Below are 25,013 nucleotides of genomic sequence, written 5' to 3' on the forward strand. Positions count from 1 at the left end.
ATATTGAAAATAGAAATTAATAGGGATCTATATAGCGCCTGTGAGACAGCTTTAAGGGAATGCATGGGAGTAAAAGAAGATGAAATAGTGCTTATAATAGCTGACGAGGAAAAAAGAAATATAGGCTTACACCTATGGATAAAGGCAAAAGAGCTTAAAACGGAAGCAATATACGTAGAAATGTTACCGAGAAAGATGCACGGAGAAGAGCCACCCCTACCCATAGCTGAAGCTATGAAATCAGCAGATGTAGTTTTAGCACCTACCTCTAAATCCATAACGCATACCCTTGCTAAAAAGGAGGCTTGCGAACGTGGAACGAGAGTAGCAACCCTTCCTGGAATAACGGAAGACATATTTATAAGAACATTAAACGCGAACTATGAGGAAATGCTTAAGATAACTAATAAAGTGGCAGACATCCTTGACGAAGGAGAAAACATTGAAATAATAACTTCCCTTGGAACACATTTAAGCTTTTCCATAAAGGGTAGAAAGGCTAAAAGAAGCACAGGGATATATAGAAAGGTTGGAGAGTGTGGCAACCTCCCTGGAGCGGAAGCTTTCATAGCTCCGGTAGAGGGGACGGCTCAAGGAGTAGCAATTATAGATGGATCGATGGCAGGAATAGGCTTGTTAAAGAAGCCTATTCGTCTAATAATTAATGAAGGAATGGTCAAAACTATAGAAGGAGGTGAAGAGGCGGAAAAGCTCAAAGATATTCTATCGAGGTATAGCGAAGAGGCGAAAAATATAGGAGAGTTTGGTATAGGAACTAATCCAAAAGCCATGATAAGCGGAAACACTCTTGAAGATGAAAAGGTTTTGGGAACCATTCATATAGCGATAGGAAACAATATAGACTTTGGGGGAACGATCAAGGCACCAATTCATCTTGATGGTGTAATAAAGGTTCCAACAGTTATCGTAGACGGAAGACCTCTCATAAGAGAGGGTAAGCTCCTAATTTAGAAAGGAGGGGAATCAAATGGAAGCGAAAGGAAGACACCCATCAGCGCTTGAGCCTGCGGTCCTTATACTTAACATAGCGATGGCCGTATTCGGAGCCATAATAGGGCTTGAACTTATAACTCGTTTAGGTATATCAACCAATACCTCAATTATCGGTGCCTTAATAGCTATTATCCTTGCAAGGGTTCCGGTTATGGCTTTACAGAAGTTCTTAGATATTAATAGGCAAAACTTGGTTCAAACCACGATATCAGGAGCAACCTTCGGAGCAGCAAATGCCATATTCCTGCCAGCAGCGATACCTTGGCTTCTTAAAAGACCTGACCTTGTTATGCCTATGTTAATAGGGGCCTTCTTAGGAGCAGTAGTAGACATGACCATACTTTATTGGCTTTTCGATACAAGAGCTTTCCCAGCAAAACATGCTTGGCCACCAGGAATCGCTACAGCTGAGACCCTTCTTGCAGCCGCCCAAAAGGGTAAAAGAGCTATGTATCTCATATATGGAATGCTTGGTGGGGGAACCCTAGCTTATTTTGGCATACCTGCTGACGTAGCTGGAGTAGCTTGGATAGGGAATATATGGGCTTTAGCGATGTTCGGCATAGGCTTAATAATTAGAGGATACTCAGTTAAGCTATTTGGCATCGATATTAATAAGTACTACATACCTCATGGGATAATGATAGGTGCCGGTGTAGCAGCCTTAGTCCAGATGTTCATGGTCTTGCGCGAGAAAAAAGCTTATACTAGAGAAGAGCATAAAGAGTACAAGCCCTCGAGACCTGATAAAGACATAGCTCTGGGCTTAAGCAAAGGTTTCATACTATACATAGCTATAGGCCTGCTTATAGCTGTTACCAGCGGATTATATACGAATATGTCAGCAGGAATGTTTATATGGTGGATAATATTTGCGGCTATAGCAGCGCTTGTTTCTGAGCTTATGGTGGGGCTTTCAGCAATGCATGCGGGGTGGTTCCCAGCTTTCGCAACGGCATTAATATTCCTAACCATAGGAATGCTTATGGGATTTCCACCCATAGCTTTAGGCTTACTTGTAGGATACACGGCTTCAACTGGACCGGCTTTTGCAGACATGGGATACGACCTTAAAACTGGTTGGATAATAAGAGGATATGGAAAAGACCCAGCCCTAGAAATGGAAGGAAGGAAACAACAATATATAGCTGAGTTAACAGGACTTGTAGTAGCAGTCATCATGGTAATGATTTTAGCCAAAACATACTTAGTTCAGGATCTTGTACCCCCTGTTGACAGAGTATACGTTAAGACCATAGAAGCTGGAGCTAACCCTCAAATAGCTAAATATCTAATCATATGGGCTATACCTGGAGCTATAATACAGGCAATTGGCGGACCGGATAGACAGATAGGAATACTACTCGCTACAGGTCTTCTAATATTAAACCCCTTAGCTGGTTTCACAGTACTTGCGGCCTTAGGAATCAGGCTTTTGGTCTTAAGCAAATATAAGCAGGAAGGACAAAACGTCCTTTATGTTCTTGGAGCAGGCTTTATAGCGGGAGCCACACTTGTTAGCTTCTTCAGATCAACACTAAGGCTTGGAAGGAAGTGAAAAGATATATGACCCTTTACGAGTTTGAGCTTGGGCTTGCAGCAAAAAAGCTCGTTAGAGATATACTTGATGTTCAACCTGATGAAATAGTAGCGATAACAGCAGATACGCTATCCAGCGAAGCTGTGGCTAACGCCACCGCAAGAGCAGTTTTCGAAGCTGGAGCAAAACCTATGACCATATGGGTTGCCACACCCTTGGGGGTTGGAAAAGCCGCTGATCCGATGCTTCCTCAAAAAGCCTTAATAGGAGCCTTAAACAATGCAGATGTATGGATAGAGTTTAACTACCAGTGGCTCTTATACTCAACGGTATTTGATAGGGTGATTGCGGAAAACAAAAACCTAAGATATATATGCCTTGTGGGAATGAACCCAGATATGATGGTAAGAGTCATAGGAAGGGTGGATATAAAGGTTTTAGCACAATTCCTAAAAACGATTGCAGAGATAACTATGAAAGGGAAACACGTGAGAGTAACAACACCCGCTGGAACAGATGTGGAATTTGATAATCACCCGCAAAGGCCACCTATAGTTCACTCAGGATACATACCTAAAGGGACCTATGGAATGCTACCTGGACAGATAAGCTGGACACCCAAGCTCGAGACTATAAAAGGGTACATAGTTTTCGATGGCTCCATATATCCACCTATAGGGTTGCTAAAAGAACCTATTAAACTAACCATCGAGAAGGGCAGAATAGTAAAAATAGAAGGGGGAAGAGAGGCAAGGGAGCTTGAAAGCTGGATCAAAAGCTTTAACGATCCAAACATGTATCAGTTAGCCCACATTTCTTATGGGTTTAATCCGGGAGCAAAACTTACCGGTGATATAGTTGAAGATGAAAGAGTATGGGGAGCAACCGAATGGGGAATAGGAAACATAGGTCCCAGATTAGTTCCAGATATACCAGGAGGGGTACCTGCAGCCTCCCATACCGATGGAATATGCTTAAATTCATCAGTATGGATCGATGGAGTTCAAATAACAGATAAAGGGGTCGTAGTAAACCCACCTGAGCTTGTTGAACTTGCAAAAAGGATAAAGAAATAGAAAATTACCTTCAAATCAGATTAAAATTAGATACCAAGTATGTTATAGGGCTCCAGTATTATACTGGAGCCCTAATAGTCATAAGTTTTAAAATTAATGGAGTGTAAAAAGTGAGAACATATAAAAAGCTATCCCTCATTGGACTTGATTGCCCTAACTGTGCAGTAAAAATCGAAAAGGATGTAAAGGGCATAAAGGGAGTTAAAGATGCGATAGTATCCTTAAGCTCTCAAAAACTAACCTTAACGATAGAGGAGGAAAGTAGCTGGCCAGACATCTTAAATCAGGTAAAGCTTGTGGTTAATAAGTACGATACAAACATAAAAGTCTTAGAAAAGGACCTTGAAGATAAACATAAGATAACTAAAGAGATTATAAAACTAGCTTTAGGAACCTCTCCCTTTGTGATAGCTTTTCTCGCTAATGGCAGCTTAAAGCAGGCGCTATTTATCCTTTCCTATATTGCAATTGGACACAGCGTGCTTTTAAAGGCATTTAAAAATATACTAAGCGGCCAAGTATTCGACGAAAACCTGTTAATGTCAATTGCCACCTCTGGAGCGCTTTTGATAGGTGAGGTGCCTGAAGCAATTTCCGTAATGCTCTTTTATAAGATAGGCGAGCTTTTGCAAAACATAGCAGTAGAAAACTCAAGAAGATCTATAACCGCATTATTGGACCTGCGTCCGGAGTTTGCAAACTTACTAATTGGAAACGAAACGAAAAAAACTAAAGCAGAAGCGATAAAGATAGGAGACACAATAATTGTGAGACCGGGGGAGAGAATCCCGCTTGATGGCATAGTCATAGAGGGAAGCTCAAGCGTTGACACATCTACTATTACAGGGGAATCTATGCCGAGAAGCGTAACAGTTGGAAACGAGGTTTTAGCGGGATTTATAAATCTAGATGGCCTGTTAAAGATAAAGGTAACCAAGGAGTTCAAGGAATCGACGATTAGTAAGATCTTAGAGCTAGTTGAAAATGCAAGTGCCAGAAAGGCAAGAACCGAAAACTTTATCACTAAGTTTGCAAGGTTTTACACACCTATTGTCATTCTCCTGGCTCTACTTATAGCTTTAATCCCGCCTATGGCGTTCGGACGACCCTTCTCCCTATGGATATATAGAGCTTTGGTTTTCTTAGTAGTCTCATGCCCATGTGCACTGCTAATATCGATACCCCTTGGCTTCTTTGCAGGAATCGGATCAGCTTCAAGGAATGGCATTCTGATGAAAGGAAGTAACTACTTAGAAGCCTTAAACGACGTTAATACGATAATCTTCGATAAGACCGGAACCTTAACCATGGGAAGATTTAAAATAAAAAACATATGGTCAGCTAAAGGATACGAAAGAGAAGATATCCTTAATTATGCAGCCCATGCAGAGTTCTACTCTAATCATCCCATAGCCCAATCAATTTTAAACGAATACAGCAATATAGACGAAACTAAGATAAAGGAGTACAGAGAAATACCCGGCTTTGGGGTAGAAGCGAAAATAAACGATAAAAGAGTTCTAGTAGGAAATGCTAAACTGTTATCGGATAGAGGAATAGATATTGATAAAGAAATCGAAACAGAAACGGGAGTTTACGTAGCCATCAACGATAAGCTTGCAGGATACATCACCTTTGAAGATGAGATAAAGAAAGACGCAAAGGAAACGATCGACCGCCTAAAGGAAATCGGAATTAAAACCGTACTTTTCACAGGGGATCATAAGAATGCAGCGAAATACGTTGCAGAAAGCCTAGGGATAGACGAATTTTACCATGACCTTTTACCCCACCAAAAGGTGGAGAAACTGGAAGAATTAAAAACCAAGAAAAGCAGAGGAAATATAATTTTCGCAGGAGATGGCATAAATGATGCAGCAGTCATCGCTAGAGCAGATATAGGCATCGCAATGGGAGCATTAGGACAAGATGCAGCCATCGAAGCTGCAGACGTGGTCATCATGAACGATCAAATTAAAAGTATACTTACAGCTATACATATAGCAAGAAAAACCAAAAAGATAGTGTGGCAAAACATCTTCCTTGCCTTATCCATAAAGTTTCTCGTTTTAATCACGGCCTCGCTAGGAATGGTAAATATGTGGGAAGCGGTCTTTGCGGATGTAGGAGTAGCTCTTATGACAATCTTAAACTCACTGAGAATAACCAATGAGAATTTCGATTAAGAAAGCTTTATAGGCGTATCGCTCGCTTTTCAAGGTAAGCTTTCTTCCTTCCTCTTAGCCTCTATGAAAGCCCTCCTTAATGCCTCTTTAATATCCTTGTCCTTAAGAACCAGAATAGCCATTCTTCCTAAGGCTTTAGCGCCTAAAACTATGGCCTCATGAGCTCTCTCAGATTTAGTAAGCTCTGAGAATTCCCTTGTGTGCAGAGGTACCTTCTTTCCAGTTATATCTAAGACAGGTTGAATGGCTGGACATCTATGACTGACATTACCTATGTCTGATGAGCCCATAGGACCTGGTGGCTCGGACAGCTCAACCTTAAGATCACGTAATATATCCTCGAAAAGCCTCTCAGCCACCTCATTTGGAAGCATGTTATCAAAGCTAAACTCATAGTTTCGCCAAGTCACCTCTGTAGCTGTAGCCAAAGCAGCACCCTTAGCGCAATTAAAGACCTGCTCAACGAGTCTTTTAAGATAACCCCTCCATGGTGCCCTAAAGTAGAACCTCGCTACAGCCCTTTCCGGGACTATATTAGGAACACTACCACCATCAACTATAACACCATGCATTCTAACTTCCGGCTTCACATGTTGCCTTAACATATCTATAGCATGAAAGAAAAGCTGAAGACCATTTAAAGCGTTCCTACCCTCCCAAGGAGCTGAAGCAGCATGGGAGGATTTCCCCTTAAACTCAAACTCTATGGCATCAAGAGCCAACGAACGATATTTGGCAAAACTTATACCTCCACCCGCATGGATCATCATAGCTAAGTCCACATCATCAAAAACTCCTCTTTCAGCCATCAAAACTTTGGCCCCGCTCGTTTCCTCAGAAGGAGTACCTATGACTAAAAGCTCCCCTCTTAGCTCACCCCTTTTAAAGAGTTTTATCAAAGCTATCCCAGCTAATGTGGACATAGCACCATGAACGTTATGACCACAAGCATGACCAATCTCTGGTAAAGCATCATACTCCACTAAAAGAACCACCTTAGCACCATCACCATTTTTCACCTTACCGATAAAGGAATAGGGTATACCTATAAATGGCGATTCCATATCAAATCCATGTCTTCTAAGAAGATCCATGTGGATCTTACTTGATCTTTCCTCTTCTCCGGAAAGCTCAGGGTTATCCGCAAGGTAATCACTTAAGGCTATGGCCTCCTGAGCGCTTTCCTCTACTAATCTATCAATCTCGTTAAAAAGCCCTCTGTATTTTTCCATGATTTACCTCCTTATGATCTTCCCTTCTGGCGGTTCTATAATTTTCCCATCTTCCACAGAAACCTTTCCATTAACCACAACATACCTTATACCCTTTGGGGAAGCTAATGGCTCCTTAAAGGTAGCCATATCTTTAAACTCCTTAGGATCAAATATGGTTATATCCGCATAAAAGCCCTCCTTTATCTTTCCTCTATATTCCATGAAGGCATTATCTGCGGGAATCGTTGTAGCATGCCTTAAAGCCTCTTCCCAACTAAATCCCGCTTCCCTAAGCCACAACAACGCCCTAGGAAAGGCACCAGATGCCCGGGGATGTCCCCAACCACCTCTTATAACAGCATCAGAAGCTATAGCACACATGGGGTGAAGGATACAAAGCCTCATCTCATCTTCATTCATAACGTGAGCAACAACCAACGTTTCTGGCGCATTTTGCCTTAAAAAGCTAAAAAGCTCGGGATCAAGCCTACGCCCCCTGAAACTTCCACTTGCCACCTCTATATATTCTAGCCCCTTACCCCACCTCTCCTCAAACCCAGGATCGAAAACAGCCGAACCTATGTAGGTACAAAAGGCAGAGTAGGGATAGCTATCGAATCTCAAATCCACACCCTCCGATATCGCTTCCTCAATCAATCTTAAGGCCTCTTTAGAATAGCCAAAAGCCGTCATACTCCCTAAATGAGATATAATAACTCTCACCTTAACATCTTTAGCTAAAGAAATGGCTTCCTTCACTGCCTCAATACACCTTGGACCATCATACCTTATATGTATAGAAATGAATCTCCTCTCGAATTCCCTTAAAACCCAAGCTAGACCATATATCTCATCTTTATCAACATATGGAGTATATTCAAGACCGAGAGAAAAACCGAAAGAACCATGTCTTAACTCTTCTCTCAATATCTCTCTCATGGCCTCGATCTCAGAGGGACTGGCACACCTATAAGGATCATTTATACCTATAGACTCCCTTAAGGCTCTATGACCCGTTAAAAAGCCAAGGTTGATATACTTATCTTTCACGACCTTTTCTATTTCTCTAACCAAAGCACCAGAGCCGCAGTTTCCAGAAATCCCAGTAGTTACACCTTGAAGAAGGAGCAACTTCTGTACCGTATAAGGATCAGAAGGATCCTCATCTACATGCATATGAGTATCTATAAAGCCAGGTGAAACAACAAGACCAGTAGCATCAATAACCCTCTTAGCATTCACCTCGGCTTCTAGATCTGCAACCTTCTCTATATATACATCTTTTATTAATATAAGAGCAGATTTAAAGGTCTGGGACTCACCATCCCAGACCTTATCTCCCATTATGGCTAAATCATAAATCATGTCACTGATATCCTATGAAAGTAGCTATTGCTATAAAAAGCATTTGAACAGGGAATATTAACAGGAAGAAAGGAGTAAAGAACTTCCACCACCTTTCTATAGGGACCTTAGCTATACTACATATGACCGGGAGAAGAGTCGTAGGCCAAAGGAGATTAGAGAAACCATCTCCATACTGGAAGGCTAAAACAGCAGTTTGCCTCGTTATGCCAAGCAAGTCAGATAGGGGAGCCATAATAGGCATGGTAACAGAGGCCTGTCCTGAACCAGAAGGTATGAAGAAGTTTATTATTGTTTGAACAACAAGCATACCCTCAGCTCCAACCCATGGAGGAAGTCCCTCAAGAGGTTTTGACAAACCGTATATAACGGTATCTATTATTCGTCCTTCTCTCATAACTATGAGTATCGCTCTTGAGAGTCCTATAACAAGCGCCCCAAAAACTATATCTCTTGCACCTTCAAGGAAGGACTCAGCAATCTTATTAGGAGTAAAACCAGCTATTAGGGCACAAACAACGCCCATAATTAAAAATAAACCCGCTAACTCATTGAAATACCAACCAAGCTCTATAACTCCCCAAATAAGCAAGCCCACTGTAAAGATAACAATACCAAAAATTAATTTTTCCCTTAGTGTAAACTCCCTAACTATAAGCTCATCATGCCTTAAGGCTAACACACCCATATCTAAGCCATACATTAAGCTCTTCTTAGGATCCTTTTTAATTCTTCTGGCATATCTTATGGTCCACCAAACGGCCAAAGTTACAAAGGTAAACCAGCTTACGATCCTAAAGCCCAAACCTGAAAAGAGCGGTAACTCCGAAAACTTTTGAGCCAAACCAACGGTAAACGGATTCATAAAAGCTGCAGCAAATCCCATACCAACGCCAAAACAAACCATGCTTAAACCAACTATGGCATCATAACCCATAGCTATAGCGAGTCCAACAAAAAGGGGAACGAAGCCTAAGGCCTCTTCAAACATACCGAAAACAGATCCGCATAGGGCGAAGAAATACATGAAGACAGGAATCATAAATATCTCTTTGCCCTCAAGCTTTCTCAGCAAGAAACCTATAAAGGAGTGCAATGCTCCCGTCTTCAAAACCATATAGAAGGAAGCATAAACGATGAAGACGAAAAATATGACCTCAGCTGCATCTATCATCCCTTTCTGAACGGCAATAAAGGTTTCAAAGAAACCGACAGGATTAGGATCAACCAGCTTATAGGTTCCAGGAACAACCACAGTCTTATTAGTCTTCGGATCCTTTACCCTATCAAACTCCCCAGCTGGAAGAGCATAAGTAAGAATAGCAGCTATCACCACTAAGGAAAAGAGCAAAACAAAGGTGTGAGGAACACGGACTCTCATCTAAACTTCCCCTCCTCTCTAAAATAAAATATTTCTGCAAAAATGATAAATTAAAAACTTAGCTATGTCAATATATACTATTCTTTGTACCATTTCCCTCCTCTCTCAAAACTTCAAGAAAAGCTTTAACTACCTTAGGATCAAAAAGCTTTCCGCTTTCTCTTTTTATATAATCGATGGCTTCTTCCCTGCTCCATGCTTTTCTGTAGGGACGATCATGTATCAAAGCATCATAAACATCAACTACAGCAAATATCCTCGCTGAAATAGGGATTTCCTCTCCCTTCAAGCCCTTAGGATAACCGCTTCCATCCCATCTCTCGTGATGATAATAGGGGATTTCTAACGCTGGCCGAAGATACTCTATTTTTGAGAGAAGCTCATAAGCATAAACCGGATGCTTTTTCATTATCTCCCAATCTTCCTCGCTCAGCTTACCAGGTTTAAATAATATACTATCTGGAATAGCGAGCTTACCTATGTCATGAAGCAACGCCCCTCTTCTTATGTGAAGGAGAGCTTCCCCGCATATCCCGAGCTTTTTCGCCACTTTAACCGTTAATTCCGTTACCCTCTCGCTATGCCCTTCGGTTTCCCTATCTCGAAGCTCAAGCACCTTAGCCAAGCTCTCGATAGTAGCCTCATAAGCTTGAATCAGTTTAAAATTGGTGGTCTCAAGGGATCTTAAAAGCTCAATGTTATCTATAGCTATTGCCAACTGCCCAGCTAAGGTTTCAAGGAAACTAAGCCACTCCTCATCGACATCAATAAAACTTCTCTTAAAAATTTCTAAAACTCCCAGGACCTTCCCCTTACTTATAAGTGGAGCAACAACATAGCTTTTAAAGCCCTCTTCTCTCATAAGCCTTCCCCTAACCGGATCCTCATCCGCGTTTTCTAGCCACAGAACTCGCTTTTCAAGGATAGCTCTTCCAGCTAATCCTTCCCCCACCCTGATTCGGATCCTCTCCCAATTCCTGGTAGTGAAACCGAAACCACAGCAATTGATCCCCAACTCCATAACCCAAGGATCAAGATGAAGCACAGAAGCAGCGTTAACGCCAAGCTGATTTACCACCTCCTCGAGAACAACCTTTATCGTTAACTTTGGATCTAAGCTACCACTTATCGCCCTATCTATGTTCCTTAAAGCTTGAAGCCTATTAAGCCTCTTTTGAGACTCCTCAAAGAGTCTAGCGCTTTCCAAAGAAGAGGCAGCAAAGTTAGCAATGGCCTGAAAGACCTCTACTTTTTCTTTCGTAAAGAAGCCTAGCTCCTTAGAGTACAAGGTTAAAACCCCATAGACCTTTTCCTTACTTATCATAGGGAAAGAGGCAACCGTTTTAATACCGAAGGGCTCAGCCCTATCCCCCCATACCTTGAAGAAAACATCTTTATATATATCCTCTATAACCTGAGGAAGACCGCTTCTAATTGCCCTACCAGCGCTACCCATACCATAAGGGCTATCATCCCAGCGTACTATCAGACCATCGAAATAGGGGTGACCTTCAGGATAATTAGCTAATATCCTTACCCGTCCATCGGGCTCAGCCCAACCTATCAGAGACATATAAGAGCCAAAGTGTTCAACACAGCTTTTAACGACTATTCTCGCCCTCTTAAGAAAATCTAGATCTTCCAATATAAGCTCTTTAGCCAGGTTATACATATTAGTCATTGAGTTAACATATGTTTTAAGCTCAGTTATATCCTCTCCAGCGCTTATAATTTCCACTATATTACCAGACTCATCACGTAAAAAGCTATTGTGCCAGGCTATAAGCCTTCTTCTGCCATCCTTAGTAAGTATCGGATTCTCATTATACTTAACTGGCTCAAGCTCCCCATTAATTAGCTTTTGAAAGACCCTTTCAACATCCTTTCTAATCTCCTGAGGGAGAAAATTATCAAACCAGCTCTTACCCAAAATCTCCTCTTCACTACAACCTAAAATCTCACAACCCTTGCGATTGATGAAGGTCACCCTTCCATCCCTATCAAGGGTGAGAATGATCACTTGAGCTAAATTTAAAAGAGCCTTTAACTTGTTTAAGTCGCTCCCGTAATCGACCTCACCTCTCATCAAGATACCCCCTCATGACATAAAATTTTAAGAGCTTATTGACAGAAGAAAAAACAAAGATTAAAATCTTCCTGGTCATTTCAACAGAGTTTCAAAATCAAAACAATATAATTTTGGAGATTTCGCAACAAATATCTCCAAAACCTTAAAGGAGGTTATTCAGTTATGAGCGGTATTAAAAGCCTCAGGTTAAAGATGTTAATCCTTCTACTTCTTCCCACCATAGCTCTATCAACTATTATAACATTTATTACTGAAAAAAGACTGAGTTTCTCAATTGCCTCCATAGTTGAAAACATGTCGCTTGAGTTATCTGTTAAAGGAGCTAACATAATTGATGAGTGGCTTAAGAGCGTAGTAAATGACATGGACTGGCTTGCAGGAACGAATGCGGTAAAGGATGCATTAAAGAGCGGTGACTGGAATAATCTGCTAAAAAACTACCTTCCGCCAAGAATAAAGAATAAACCATTCCAAGATTTGTTTATAGCTGATGCTACGGGAAAGGCCGCAAGCCCGACCACCCCTGACTCAACTGTAGATGTAAAAGATAGAGAATACTTTAAGCAAATATTTCAGCAAGGTAAAGATCTCCATATCGGAAACGCTATTATCTCAAGAGTAACAAATGAACCTGTCTTTGTAATTGCTAAAGCAGTGAAAGATGAAAAGGGTAATACTATGGGAATAATTTTTGCAGCCATACCTCTTACCACCTTTTCTAAGATAGCCTCGGAAATAAAGTTAGGAAAATCGGGATATGGATGGATAGTAGACGCAAGCGGAACTGTTGTAGCGCATCCTCGCCAGGAATATCTCATGAAGCTTAAGATAAGCGAGGCCTCCAAAGCTAACTTTAAGGGACTTGAGGAAGCATCAGGAGACATTCTAAACGGCAAAACAGGATACACCAAAGTTACTCTACCTAATGGATCTACTAATTTAACTTTCTATGCTCCCATCAAGGTCGCTAAGGGCTGGGCTTTCCTAGTAGACATGCCTGAGAAGGAGCTATATTCTTATAGTGCAGGCATAGTAAGAAACATAATAGTGCTTTTGGGAATATTAATAGGCGCAACAGCTTTAATAATCCTCCTTGTGAGCTTTTCCATATCCAAGCCTTTAAAGGAGCTTGCCCAGAAGGTGGCAAACTTCGGTAAGGGAGATTTAACGGTTAGCTTCCAGGCAAAGGGTAAAGATGAGGTAGCCCAAATAGCTCAGGCATTAAACCTAATGGCGAATTCCTTAAGAGAATCTTTAAAGACCATAAGTGAAGGATCCAATCAGGTAACATCCTCGGCAGAAAACCTCGCAACTATAGCAGAAAATGTAAGCACAGCAAGTGAGGAGCTTGTAGCGCAAATGGAGGAAATAAACAAGGCAGCGCAAGATGCTTCTGCATCCATAGAAGAGGTCAATGCTGGTATCGAAGAGATAGCATCAAGCGCTCAAAACCTCTCAAAAGCCGCACAGGACTTAACGGAAAGGGCAAAAGAGGTTGATAATGCCGTTAAAGAGGGAGAGGAAGCCATAAAGCTTATAGTTGATGTAATAAATCAAACTAAGGAAAAGTCTAAAGATACAGAAAGGGCGGTATCTGAGCTTTCCGAAATGGCCAAAAACATCGGAGATATACTCCAAACTATAAGCTCTATAGCTGAACAGACTAACTTATTAGCATTAAATGCCGCTATCGAGGCAGCTCGCGCAGGAGAGGCTGGTCGCGGATTTGCCGTTGTAGCTGATGAAATAAGAAAGCTTGCTGAAGGGAGCAAAGTGGCGACAAATAAGATATCCCAGATACTAAACCAAATAAAGCAAGGGGCTCAAACTGCAGGCCTAGCCACATCTGAAACTGCAAAAGCGGTAGAAAAGGCTATGGAAAGCTCCATAAGAGTGAAAGATAAGCTCTTAAGTATATTAAGAGAGATAGAAGGAATGAGCTCTCAAATAGAGAGCCTAGCGGCAACAGCTCAAGAACAAAGCGCAGCTACTCAAGAGATGAGTAGCGCTCTAGACATAGCTACAAGATCCATAACCTCTATAGCTCAACAGGTTGAAGCTGCTACTGAGGTATCAAAGAAGCAAGCGGACTCAAGCCAGAACGTCAGTGCCTCTGCAGAAGAGCTATCCTCCATAACTGAGAGCCTGCAGGAGATGATAAGGAAGTTTAAGGTAGCATAAAATAAATAAGGCCTCCCCTTTTAAAAGGGGAGGCCTTTAATTCAACCTTTACTTAAACTTCTGGAGCAGGTGGGATTATCTTCGACTCCATTAAAAGCTTGACCATTTCCCTTGACGACTTTATCGCCTCTTCCGCCTTCTTAAGCAGTTCCTCACGAGTAAGCTTAACCCTCGCTATACCTTGCTCTATAGCCTTAAGTCCGACAGCCGCGGCTTCCTCCACATATACCTCCCACATTTCCATGGTAGGAAGTATAAAATCCTCTGAAAGAAGATTCTTTTTCTCAACATAGTCAGCCAAGGCGGTAGCAGCAGCTATACACATCTCATCAGTTATAGTTTTAGCTCTAACATCCAACGCTCCACGGAATATGGCTGGAAAACCAAGAGAGTTATTAACCTGATTTGGGAAATCAGATCTTCCTGTTGCAACTACCTTAGCCCCCGCCTCCTTAGCATCCCATGGCCATATCTCAGGAATAGGGTTAGCACAAGCAAATACCACTGCATTCTTAGCCATACCCTTTACCCAATCCTTCTTCACAGTATCAGGCCCAGGGGTGGAAAGAGCTACTAATGCATCGGCACCCTTCATAGCGGCTTGGGCATCCCCAGCCACCTTTTCAGCGTTGGTCTTTTCACACATCTCCCACTTCTCCTTAAACTTATCTTTGTTCTTTTCTATGTCGGTCCTACCCTTATGAAGGGTACCCTTAGAATCACAAAGTATTAAGTTTCCACCAGGAACGCCAGCAGCCATAAGAAGCCTCGCAGTGCATATACCGGAAGCACCTGCACCTAAAATGACTATTTTCATATCCTGAAGTTTCTTCCCTACTATCTTAGCAGCGTTAATCAAGCCAGCTAATACCACAGCGGCGGTACCTTGCTGATCATCATGCCATACAGGTATTTCCATTTCATTTCTTAACCTCTCAAGTATATAGAAACACTTAGGCTGTTCTATATCCTCGAGATTTATTCCACCAAAGGAAGGTTGAAGGTATTTAACGGTCTTAATAAACTCATCGGGATCCTTAGTATCAAGGCACACAGGAACAGCATCAACTCCACCAAGGTACTTAAAGAGCAGAGACTTACCCTCCATAACAGGCATGGCAGCTTCAGGACCTATGTCACCTAATCCTAATACCCTTGTCCCATCAGTTACTACAGCAACTACATTCCACTTCCAGGTATACTCATACACAAGCTCCTTATTAGCCTGAATAGCTTTGCATGGAGCAGCAACACCAGGAGTATACCAAATAGCAAAATCGTCGATGCTTCTTACAGCACACCTTAAGCCAGTTTGAATTTTACCGCGGTAAAACTTGTGCAATCTCATCGCATCCTCAGCTGGCTTGCTCGCCTTCTTTAAGAGCTCCTCCTTAGTTAACATCTGTATCCCTCCCTTAAAGCACTCTATATTTCTTTACTCCCTCTACATAAAGATCGTTACCATTAGCATCTATACCCACTATCAGAGGAAAATCCTCCACCTCAAGCCTGTATATGGCCTCGGGCCCGAGATCTGGAAAGGCTATAACCTCTGCTTTCTTTATGCGCTTTGCAAGCAAAGCTCCAAGTCCACCTATGGCTAAAAAGTAAACTGCCTTATGCTTTTTCATAGCCTCAATAACCTGAGGCTTTCTTAACCCCTTACCTATCATACCCTTTAACCCATGCTCTATTAACGTAGGAGTATAAGGGTCCATTCTACCGCTCGTGGTAGGACCAGCAGAGCCTATCACCTGACCAGGCTTAGGGGGACAAGGTCCAACATAATAAATTACTTGCCCCTGAAGATCAACGGGAAGCTTTTCTCCACGAGATATCATCTCAAATAAGCGCTTGTGAGCTGCATCACGACCAGTATATATAACACCAGAGAGCAACACTTCATCTCCCGATTTAAGGCTTAAAACCACTTCATCCGTTAAAGGAGTAGTTATCCTTTTAACCATGCGTTAGCACCCCCTTAAAGGACTACCTCAACGTGCCTTGCAACATGACACTGAATACTGACTGCCACAGGCAAAGCAACCAAGTGCGTCGGATACATCTCGATGTTAACTGCCAGAGCAGTTACTCTACCACCCAATCCCTGAGGACCTATACCTAATTTATTTACTTCCTCTAAAATCTCCCTCTCAAGAGCAGCTACTTTAGGATTCGGATGAAACTCTCCTACCTTTCTAAGTAAAGCTTTCTTCGAGAGAACCGCCGCCTTATCCATAGTCCCGCCGACACCCACACCAACTAATATAGGAGGACAAGGATTAGGGCCAGCCTTTTCAACAGCCTCTAAAACAACTTTCTTTATTCCCTGAGGGCCATCCGCTGGAATTAGCATTCTAACCTGAGACATGTTCTCACTACCGCCACCTTTAGGCATAACAGCTATCTTAAGTTTATCTCCAGGAACGATATCAGTGTAAATCACGGCAGGGGTATTATCCTTCGTATTCTTTCTCTCAAAGATCGGGTCGTCAACAATAGATTTCCTCAAATAGCCGTTTATATAGCCGCGCCTTACACCCTCGTTTATAGCATCATAGAGATTACCGCCAACTATATGAAGATCCTGACCTAACTCAACGAAAACAAGCACAATACCTGTATCTTGACAAATAGGAACCTCCTCTTTGGCAGCAACGAGAGCGTTTTCCACAAGGAGATTGAGAATATTCTTACCAATAGGGGATTCTTCAATGTCGTAAGCCTTTTTAATAGCATCCATAACATCAGAGGGCAATATATTACAAGCTTCTATACACATCTTCTCAATGACAGGAATAATCTCGTTTACATGAAGCTCCCTCACACAGATCACTCCTCCTTTACATAGAGCTAAAGGGAAGAAAGCACATTCTTGGATATATTTTGTATATGCTCTCTTATTGCTTCCTCAGCCTTTACAAGATCCCTTTCCTTTATAGCTTCCCAAATCTTTTCATGTTCCCTCAAAGAGTCCAAAGCTCTACCTGCAGTAAGAAGAGAGCGAAACTTATATCTTATAAGATGAACATTAGCACGCTCATAAAGCTGTTTCAAAACGGAGTTATTAGCGAGATTTATTATTTTATCATGGAACTTACTATTTAGCTCAGAGTAACGAACAAAATCGTATTTCTCTAAGGCATCTTTCATCTCTTTTATTATGTCACCCAGCTCAGCGATATCCTTCTCGCTTGCCCTAGTACAAGCAAGCCTAATAGCCGTGATCTCTAGCCCTTCACGAACTTCAAAACACTCTGCCAAAGTTTTCTCAGACACAGGAGCAATTACAGCGCCTTTTCTTACCTCTAAAACTGCAAGTCCCTCATAAGCAAGTCTCTCAAGGATCTTCCTCGCAATCCTCCTTGATATCCCGAATTTCTCCATAAGTTCAGCCTCTCTCAGTCTCATTCCTTCTGGAAAATAACCTGTAACGAGCGACGTGTAAACCTTATTAAATACTTCTTCGAAGGTTAATGCCTCAGCCGAGGAAGACGATCCTCTTTTACCCCTTTTCATTGCAACCCCCCCTATTTCTCAAATCCCCCTCCTAATCTACCATCGAATCAACCCTTTTATTTTAATGAACTCTATAATTCCTTTTTCCTTGCTTCACTTAAAAACCTATTAAAGAGCTCTGAGGCACCTATTCTTTCGCACACATCTTTAAATTCCTTCAACACTTCAGAAGTCAAAAGCACGTCTTTACCTTCGCTTTCAGCCGCCTTTAGAAACTCTATCTCTCCTGGCATATAAATCCTTTCCCCTTCTTTGGTCGGAGAAGATTTTACCTTTCTGATGTAATCATCAACGAGAGTCTCGAAATCTCCAGGAACAAAAACTGACGGATCCAAAACCATAAATAAATGGCCTATTCTCATCACCTTAGAAAAGTCATCATTTGCTCCTACATCCTCAAGAAAAGCCGAACCTGTCAACAAGCCGCTTAACAGATCTATTATCAAGGCAAGACCATAACCTTTAGGCCCGCCTATTGGAAGCAAAGTCCCTTTCAAAGCCTTAACCGGATCATCAGTAGGCAATCCATTCTCATCTATAGCCCAACCTAAAGGAATCTTTTCACCTTTTAAAGCCGCCAATCTTATCCTTCCACGAGCAACTACAGAGGTAGCCATATCAAGAACAATGGGAAGCTTGTTCTTAGCTGGTATACCTATAGCTATAGGATTGGTCCCAAAAAGAGGAGTCTTCCCACCCCACGGAGCCATTGCTGGAGCAGTGTTAGATATGGCCAAACCGATCATGCCAGCTTTAGTAGCTCTTATAACATAGTAAGCCAAGCTTCCTAGATGATTAGAATTTCTAACTCCTACAACTCCAACACCATATTTACCGGCAAGCTCAATGCATCTATCGATCGCCCAACATCCAACAACAGGTGCTATACCATTACCCGCATCAGCAAGTATAACCGCCCCCCGCGAGGAAACCTCCCTTATATCCGTTTTAGGGTTCATGAGGCCCAAGTTTATCCTCTTAATATAAACTGGAAGGCGAGCTATACCATGAGACTTTACTCCTCTAAGCTCAGAAAAAATTAAAGAATCAACGAAAAGCTCAGCATCCTTCTGAGGAACTCCTACTAAAGACAACAGGGAAGAGCAAAAACTCCGCAAACTATCCATCTTCACCTCAACATTACTCATAAGGCACTCCATTTTATTTACCTCCTTCAGAACCTTTCAAGAGGCTATTATATCAATTAAAGTAAAATAAAAAAAGGAGGGGGGAGGGGGGTGGGGATCGCTACGCTATCACTTCCCCCTCTCGATCTTATTATGTTTATCCTAACCCGAAGGGTTGATATCTCTTTACTCAGGAATAGCCATATCAGGCTGACCGTTCGCACTCTGAACAGCCTCAGGATAGTAGCGTCTCACAAACTCGACAGTTAGAGCAGCCTGATAAGCCATATCTTTACCATTTTGAGCGGTCGTCTTTACACCATGAGCGCTAACAACGGAGTTACCCGTCTTAAGATGTATAGGAGCAGCTATTCTAACCATCTCAGGAGCCTCAAAAACCCTTATAAAACCACCAGAAGCTGGAGGATTATCTACATGAACATCCAAGGGAACTTTAACAGCCTGTCTTAAGGCAGCTATCATGGGAAGCTGCATATCTCTAACAGGGTTAATAGAATCAGCACCTAGATTCTCAAGCAACTTGAAGGACGCGGGATTAGCATGTCCACAGTGAGCGGATACCTTGAACCTCACATTCTTAGGAAGCTCTCCGGCCTTTCTCATCTCATTTAGTACCCAGAGCATACCTTCATCATAAACCAATATTCCCCTAACACCCAACTCAACACCACGCAAAACATCCTCAATGGCCCTGACAAGCTGCTCAGCACCCCTTAGCCTATAACCGATTCTAACACCCTGAGAAGTTAACATGGTAGCGCTCGTATCATAAGTAGCTCTGGGACCAACAGACATATTAAGCTCTATACCATTATCCTTACAAATAGCAACAAACTCCTTTATCTCCTTAGCGGTGTAACGCATCATACCGAACGTATCATCAACACGGTTTATAGTTATTCCCAAACTTTTAGCAGTATCCAAAAGGGCCCTCAAAGCCTCAGCAGAGTTAACGGTGGGAACCTCTATACGGAAGTGAGCCCCATCCGGAAACCTCATATTAGAAGTAGGTAAATCCCACGAATCTGAACCAGGTAAACCAAGCTTCTTTAAAAACGCTCTTGTCCGATCGAACATAACTCATTCCCTCCTTAAAAATCTAAGTTCTCTTCAATGCTAACATTAATATAGCACTTTCAAACCAACTTGTCAATATAATCTTCGAGCACAACTTATAAATATTTTTTGTAAACATTCTTGTTACAAAAACGAACATCAATAAAAGAAGAGCCCATACGGATAATATACCCGCATGGGCCACTATCCCTTCCAAACCTCTTTAAACTCCCTTCTTCACATATCTATACTGCAAAAGATAGCTTGCCACCACTAGCAGGATTATTACAAGACTTATGGGACGAGTAAAGAAAGATATGAAAAGATTTCCAAGGCCACCAGAAATTATCAAAGCTTTTCTGAAGTTCGTCTCTATCATGGAACCAAGTATTAAAGATAAAACTATGGGGCTGACGGGGAAACCACCTTTTTCCATAGCATATCCAAGAAGGCCAAATATGATCATAAAAAGGACATCATAAACGTTGTTTTGCAGAGCATAAGAACCAACGATGCAAAGTACGGAAATAAACGGAATCAAGAACCACTTAGGAAGGTTCAACATCCTAAGCATCAAGTTGCTTCCAAGAATACCAAGAACATAAGCGAAAATCGTTCCTATAACTAGAAAAACAAGTATCATATAAAAATAATGTCTTTCCGTTAGCATAAAGGTAGGACCTGGTAATAACCCATGAAGGTAGAAAGAACCCAACATAACAGCTGTAACAGAATCACCGGGTATTCCAAGAGTTAAAAGGGTTGTTATAGCTCCACCAATAGCAGCATCATTGGCTATTTCAGGTGCAGCAACTCCCTCATAAGCTCCCTCACCAAAAGGTCTGGTTGGTTCCTTTATCAGCTGTTTTGAAACACCATAAGATACCAACGCTCCTATGTCTCCACCAGTTCCAGGAAGCAGCCCTATTATAGCCCCTATAGGGGCAGACCAGATAAAACATTTGGCTACCTTTTTAAAAACATCAAATCTAGGGAATAACCCTCTAAGGTTGAAATAAAATCCCTCAACTTTAAAAGATCTCCTGCTACTTAGCTGGACAAACACCTCCTTCATACCAAAAAGACCAATCATTGCAACGATGTAGTTTATCCCGCCCCCTAGAGCAGTTATACCAAAGGTAAATCTCATTAAGCCTGTTATGGGATCCATACCTACAAAGGCTATTATTAAACCCAAACAGGCCGCTGCCAGCCCCTTAAGCATACTCCCCTTACTTAAAACGGAAACAAGAGTTAAACCCCAAAGACACATCAAGAAGTACTCATGATCTCCAAACCTTAAAGCAAATTTTCCAATAATGGGGCCAAGAACAGCAAGAAAGAGTATCCCAAAAAAACCACCAAGTAAGCTTACAAACATGGAAAGGCCTAAGGCAGTATCTGCTTCCCCTTTCTGCTTTAAGGGATAACCATCGAATACTGTGGCTACTGCAGCAGCAGTTCCAGGAATGTTCAAAGTGATAGCTGAGATAGAACCTCCCATAACTCCTCCACAGAAGGCACCTATTATAAAAGCCAAAGCATCCATCATATGCCAGCCAAAGGTTAAGGAGACGACCAGAACCATAGTCATGGTCACCGTTAAACCAGGCAGTGCCCCCATTATTAACCCAATGATTGTTCCTATCAAGATGTACACAAGAAGAAGAATTATACTCATCCTAATCCCTCCTTACGCTACGGTAAAGCAACTAAAAAGATCTTATTAAAAACAATATCTATTGAGTACACGATACAGAGAGACATGGCAAGAAGAATTACAGTCTTCTTTAAGATATTCCCATTAAGCTCGTTCCCAGAAAAAGCGAACATCGTTCCCATACAGAAAATCAGCGTAGTAAGTTTAAAGTGAAGCTTCTCCACAACCATAACATACACCACGAGCGCAAGGAAATATAATATAACAGTCCGCAAGTCCCTCATGTTAGCGAGATGAGTTTCTCTATCGATTTTATGCTCTTTCCAAAACTTAAACTGAGTTATCAATATAGATAACAATAGAATCAAAAGCGTAACAGCAACCAAAAAAGGAAAGATCAAGGGAGAATCAATAGTCAATAAAGGAATGTTATCAACTTTATTGAAAGTGTAAAGGCTATAAAAAACAAGGGAATTCGCAACAAACATAACAACTAAGGTTACTATGTCTAATAGCCTAGAGTAATCCATCACCCTCACCTTCTCTAAGCTTTTTCTTCAATAGCCTCGCTTGGACAAACGCTCTTACAGGCATAACACTCCACACACAAATTCACATTTATATAAGCCTTACCATCAACCATTTGAGTTGCACCAGTTCCGCAGACCGCAATACAAGCTTCACAAGCTTCGCACTTACTAACATTGACTACCAGCATTGATTATTCCCCCTTTTAAGTATCCTCCGCGTTTTAAAATAGGCTCACCCCTCTTTAAAAGGGAGGGGTGAGCCTTTAAATCTCAAAATTTATTTAGGCCTCTTTATGCCGAAATCCTCTGGTGACTTCTTAGCAACGCCAGCATCGTAAAGAAGCCAGGCGGCCTTAGCCGTCCAGTTTTTAACATACTCATAAGCATAAGGACCAGAGTAATCCAAAGGCACCAGGAAGAATTTCTTGCAATACTCAAGCCATCTTGGGTCTTTCGCAGCTTCATCCATAGCCTTCGTTAAGACCTCTACAACCTCTTGTGGAACACCTCTTGGGGCAAAGAGCCCAAAGTAAGGACCATAAGGCAAATGCTTAGCAAGAGATGGGAAAGCCTTACCCATAGGAGTAACGTCCAAGCCTGGGACAGGTTCGTTAGTGAAGGAAGCCAATATCTTTATCATCTTACTCTGGTGAGCTTCGATCATCTGCTGAACCATCTCTATAGTAGAATCAACATGGCCACCCATACAAGCAGTTACAGCTGGCTTTCCACCCTGATAAGGAACAAAGGTGAATTTGCAACCAAGTTCCTTCTCCAAAAGAAGTCCACAAACATGAGGAACAGTAGCCGGACCAGCGGTACTCAACTTAAGCTTTCCAGGATTCTCTTTAGCATACTTTATAAACTCCTCTACGGTATTAAAGGGAGAATTAGGAGGAACAGCTACCACAGGAATAGCTTCAGCTACAAGTCTAATTGGGATAAAATCTATGTAAGGACTTAACTCGGCTGTTCCCATAACCTGCCAAGTAGACATCGCTTCAGAACCAAACATTAAGGTATAACCATCCTTTGGACGAGACATAACCTGTGAAGCAGCTATAGCGCTTGCAGCTCCAGGGACATTCGTAATCCCGATTCCAACACCAAGCTTCTCCTGAAGTATGGGGAGTATACCACGAGCAATAACATCAGTAGCACCACCCGCAGGGAAACCAACAAAGACAGTAATAGGTTTTTCAGGATACTTCGCATAAGAGCTCGTAACAAAGCCCAAAGCCAAAACCACCATCAAGGCCACCAAACCTAATACCACTACCTTACGCATGAAATGCCACCCCCTTCTTTATTTTTAAGATTTAGACAATGAAAAGCTTTCCCTCCCTCTCCCTCTATCACCCCCTTTTATATGTACATGCGTTGAGGATCGATCTTTTTCCTAAGAAGATCAATTTCCTCGGCAGTAGGCTCATCAGTAGTTTTAACTCCGCTCGATAAATCTAAAGCGACTCCTGTATTTTGAATAACATCTTCAGGCTTTACACCAGGATGAATAGAGAGAACCTTAATAGCCTTGGTCTTCTCATCAAAACCAAAGACACATAGGTTTGTTATTATTTTTACATCCTCAGGTACAGGAAGCCCCTCCTCCTTCCTGCTATCATAGCCCCTTAGATATCCTACGCTCGTTAGATAATCTAAGCTATCCACTATCTTTCTCTTCTCGTGCCTCATCATTATAAGAAGCCTCCTAGCCATTGTAGCCATATCTGCAGCTCCACCGCTACCATTTATATGCCTTGTACCTTTCTCCGTTTTAACAAGCGTGCTGTTTATATTCCCATATTTATCAACCTGAAGCCCTCCCAAAAACCCAACATCTATCAGGCCCTTCTGAAGAATAGCTCCCAGCGTACCGACGAAGCTTGTAAAGTGCTCAGCTTTATACCAAAGCCTTGGATCAGCAACTCCCACTCCCATCTCTTCAGCCTCAGGATTAATAACCCCTATTTCATAAATTATCGTTAAATTAGGAGCGTGAGTGTTTTGAGCAAGTAAAGCAGCTATCTGAGGCAAACCCAATCCTACAACTACATTCTCCCCATCCCTTAAAAGCCTTGCGGCCGTAACCGCCATTAACTCATTAGTTGTGTAAGGTAAAGACACCTCAAATCACCCCTTAATAACCATATACTGGATCCGCCTTTATCTTATTCAATCGTCTAACGCCACCCACTTTTTCCAAAAATTCCTCAAAATCCTTAGTACCTAAAATGTACTCATCAACAAATTTCTTAAATTTTTCCCCGTCCTTACTAACCTCAGCATATTCTTCAAGCATCTCCTTGTCATAGTCATAGCACTTGTACACAGCGTTAGGAAAAGCCCCAAAAGGTACCTCAGCAACAGCATGAACATAAACGCTGGGTATAATGACCTTTTCAGGATGTCTCTTAACAAACTCAGTTGAAACTACCTTTTCAACAGTAACGAATAACTTTTTCGCAGACTTTGCAGTCTCCACATCCCAATAAGGGCCTTCAATGATAACGTTACCCTTTTCATCGGCATATTGAGCGTGAATAATCGCAAAATCCGGTTGAAGAGCCTTAAGATATACATACTTTTCACCATCAAAAGGAGATCTCTCAACCCTAACGGCGTCATCCTTTTTCTCAAGCAAGACTTTAAGCATTTCGGTTCCCAACAAGTATTTTGTAGGAATAAATGGTATACCCATAGATCCTGCTAAAAACCTCAAAGCCATACTTGTTCCACTATACTCCCTAACATCTATCAATTTTTTATCTATAGCCTCGTTAATTCTCTCAAGCCTCCCAAATCTATCAAGAGAACCAGCACTGTACTCGAGTCTCTTAACTAATCCCGCCCCAACAAGAAGATCTGTCTCCATACCGCCCACTATTTGGTATACAGTTAGATTCTTCTTACCCTGCCTTATAAGCTCAAAAACGAAGGCCACAGGATTCCTCGTTATAGCGAAACCACCTAGAGCTATATGAGCACCATCGGGAATCTCAGCTACGATATCCTTTAAAGCTCTCACCTTGCTGTTCAAAACAGGTTCACCTC

General features: G+C 41.8%; 22 protein-coding genes. 5 read left to right on the forward strand and 17 right to left on the reverse strand.

Annotation, left to right across the window (positions count from 1 at the left end):
* The first annotated feature begins 3 nt into the window (after positions 1-3).
* From NZ900_05575 to NZ900_05590, 4 genes are all read left to right on the forward strand, one after another.
* Positions 4-972 carry an aminopeptidase gene (locus NZ900_05575; GenBank protein ID MCS7233555.1) on the forward strand — a complete coding sequence of 323 codons (969 nt, stop codon included), beginning with the start codon at positions 4-6 and terminating at the stop codon, positions 970-972.
* A 16-nt stretch (positions 973-988) separates the two neighbouring features.
* Positions 989-2,572: an OPT/YSL family transporter gene (locus NZ900_05580; protein MCS7233556.1), complete on the forward strand. Its 1,584-nt coding sequence runs from the start codon at positions 989-991 to the stop codon at positions 2,570-2,572.
* 8 nt (positions 2,573-2,580) lie between these two features.
* Positions 2,581-3,630, forward strand: a complete 1,050-nt coding sequence (locus NZ900_05585; GenBank protein MCS7233557.1) for an aminopeptidase — start codon at positions 2,581-2,583, stop codon at positions 3,628-3,630.
* A 110-nt stretch (positions 3,631-3,740) separates the two neighbouring features.
* Positions 3,741-5,816 (forward strand): heavy metal translocating P-type ATPase, encoded by a 2,076-nt coding sequence (locus NZ900_05590; protein MCS7233558.1) that lies wholly within the window; start codon positions 3,741-3,743, stop codon positions 5,814-5,816.
* Positions 5,817-5,845: 29 nt separating this feature from the next.
* Here NZ900_05590 and NZ900_05595 read toward each other — a convergent pair whose 3' ends face one another.
* The 4 genes from NZ900_05595 to NZ900_05610 form a co-directional block, all read right to left on the reverse strand.
* Complete coding sequence (locus NZ900_05595; GenBank protein ID MCS7233559.1) at positions 5,846-7,048, reverse strand: M20 family metallopeptidase; 1,203 nt, start codon at positions 7,046-7,048, stop codon at positions 5,846-5,848.
* A gap of 3 nt (positions 7,049-7,051) precedes the next feature.
* Positions 7,052-8,395 carry an amidohydrolase family protein gene (locus NZ900_05600; protein ID MCS7233560.1) on the reverse strand — a complete coding sequence of 448 codons (1,344 nt, stop codon included), beginning with the start codon at positions 8,393-8,395 and terminating at the stop codon, positions 7,052-7,054.
* A gap of 1 nt (position 8,396) precedes the next feature.
* A complete protein-coding gene (locus tag NZ900_05605; protein MCS7233561.1) occupies positions 8,397-9,776 on the reverse strand; it encodes a TIGR00366 family protein in 1,380 nt (459 codons plus the stop codon).
* Between the two features lie 67 nt (positions 9,777-9,843).
* Complete coding sequence (locus NZ900_05610; protein MCS7233562.1) at positions 9,844-11,862, reverse strand: GAF domain-containing protein; 2,019 nt, start codon at positions 11,860-11,862, stop codon at positions 9,844-9,846.
* Between the two features lie 165 nt (positions 11,863-12,027).
* Between NZ900_05610 and NZ900_05615 the strand changes: the two genes are divergently transcribed.
* Positions 12,028-14,046, forward strand: coding sequence for a methyl-accepting chemotaxis protein (locus NZ900_05615; GenBank protein ID MCS7233563.1), 2,019 nt, complete (start codon positions 12,028-12,030; stop codon positions 14,044-14,046).
* Between the two features lie 52 nt (positions 14,047-14,098).
* Here the strand turns inward: NZ900_05615 and NZ900_05620 are convergent, their stop codons facing one another.
* The 13 genes from NZ900_05620 to NZ900_05680 form a co-directional block, all read right to left on the reverse strand.
* Positions 14,099-15,448: an NADP-dependent malic enzyme gene (locus tag NZ900_05620; protein ID MCS7233564.1), complete on the reverse strand. Its 1,350-nt coding sequence runs from the start codon at positions 15,446-15,448 to the stop codon at positions 14,099-14,101.
* A gap of 13 nt (positions 15,449-15,461) precedes the next feature.
* On the reverse strand, positions 15,462-16,013 hold the full coding sequence (locus NZ900_05625; GenBank protein ID MCS7233565.1) for a Fe-S-containing hydro-lyase: 552 nt from the start codon (positions 16,011-16,013) through the stop codon (positions 15,462-15,464).
* 14 nt (positions 16,014-16,027) lie between these two features.
* On the reverse strand, positions 16,028-16,873 hold the full coding sequence (locus tag NZ900_05630) for a fumarate hydratase (protein ID MCS7233566.1): 846 nt from the start codon (positions 16,871-16,873) through the stop codon (positions 16,028-16,030).
* Positions 16,874-16,899: 26 nt separating this feature from the next.
* A complete protein-coding gene (locus NZ900_05635) occupies positions 16,900-17,565 on the reverse strand; it encodes a GntR family transcriptional regulator (GenBank protein MCS7233567.1) in 666 nt (221 codons plus the stop codon).
* Positions 17,566-17,636: 71 nt separating this feature from the next.
* Positions 17,637-18,725 (reverse strand): Ldh family oxidoreductase, encoded by a 1,089-nt coding sequence (locus NZ900_05640; GenBank protein MCS7233568.1) that lies wholly within the window; start codon positions 18,723-18,725, stop codon positions 17,637-17,639.
* Positions 18,726-18,878: 153 nt separating this feature from the next.
* Positions 18,879-19,790: a peptidase gene (locus NZ900_05645; GenBank protein ID MCS7233569.1), complete on the reverse strand. Its 912-nt coding sequence runs from the start codon at positions 19,788-19,790 to the stop codon at positions 18,879-18,881.
* A 22-nt stretch (positions 19,791-19,812) separates the two neighbouring features.
* Complete coding sequence (locus NZ900_05650) at positions 19,813-19,986, reverse strand: hypothetical protein (GenBank protein ID MCS7233570.1); 174 nt, start codon at positions 19,984-19,986, stop codon at positions 19,813-19,815.
* A 6-nt stretch (positions 19,987-19,992) separates the two neighbouring features.
* Entirely contained in the window at positions 19,993-21,450 is a 1,458-nt protein-coding gene (locus NZ900_05655; GenBank protein ID MCS7233571.1) for a tripartite tricarboxylate transporter permease, read from the reverse strand.
* Between the two features lie 17 nt (positions 21,451-21,467).
* Positions 21,468-21,959 carry a tripartite tricarboxylate transporter TctB family protein gene (locus NZ900_05660; GenBank protein ID MCS7233572.1) on the reverse strand — a complete coding sequence of 164 codons (492 nt, stop codon included), beginning with the start codon at positions 21,957-21,959 and terminating at the stop codon, positions 21,468-21,470.
* Positions 21,960-21,973: 14 nt separating this feature from the next.
* The gene (locus tag NZ900_05665; GenBank protein ID MCS7233573.1) at positions 21,974-22,147 is read right to left on the reverse strand and encodes a 4Fe-4S binding protein; all 174 of its coding nucleotides are present in this window, start codon (positions 22,145-22,147) and stop codon (positions 21,974-21,976) included.
* An 89-nt stretch (positions 22,148-22,236) separates the two neighbouring features.
* Positions 22,237-23,247: a tripartite tricarboxylate transporter substrate binding protein gene (locus NZ900_05670; protein MCS7233574.1), complete on the reverse strand. Its 1,011-nt coding sequence runs from the start codon at positions 23,245-23,247 to the stop codon at positions 22,237-22,239.
* A gap of 77 nt (positions 23,248-23,324) precedes the next feature.
* The gene (locus NZ900_05675) at positions 23,325-24,086 is read right to left on the reverse strand and encodes a hypothetical protein (GenBank protein ID MCS7233575.1); all 762 of its coding nucleotides are present in this window, start codon (positions 24,084-24,086) and stop codon (positions 23,325-23,327) included.
* A gap of 13 nt (positions 24,087-24,099) precedes the next feature.
* Positions 24,100-24,999 (reverse strand): CoA transferase subunit A, encoded by a 900-nt coding sequence (locus NZ900_05680; GenBank protein MCS7233576.1) that lies wholly within the window; start codon positions 24,997-24,999, stop codon positions 24,100-24,102.
* Positions 25,000-25,013 lie beyond the last annotated feature (14 nt).

Source organism: Synergistota bacterium (assembly GCA_025060595.1).
Taxonomy (GTDB): domain Bacteria; phylum Synergistota; class GBS-1; order GBS-1; family GBS-1; genus 42-11.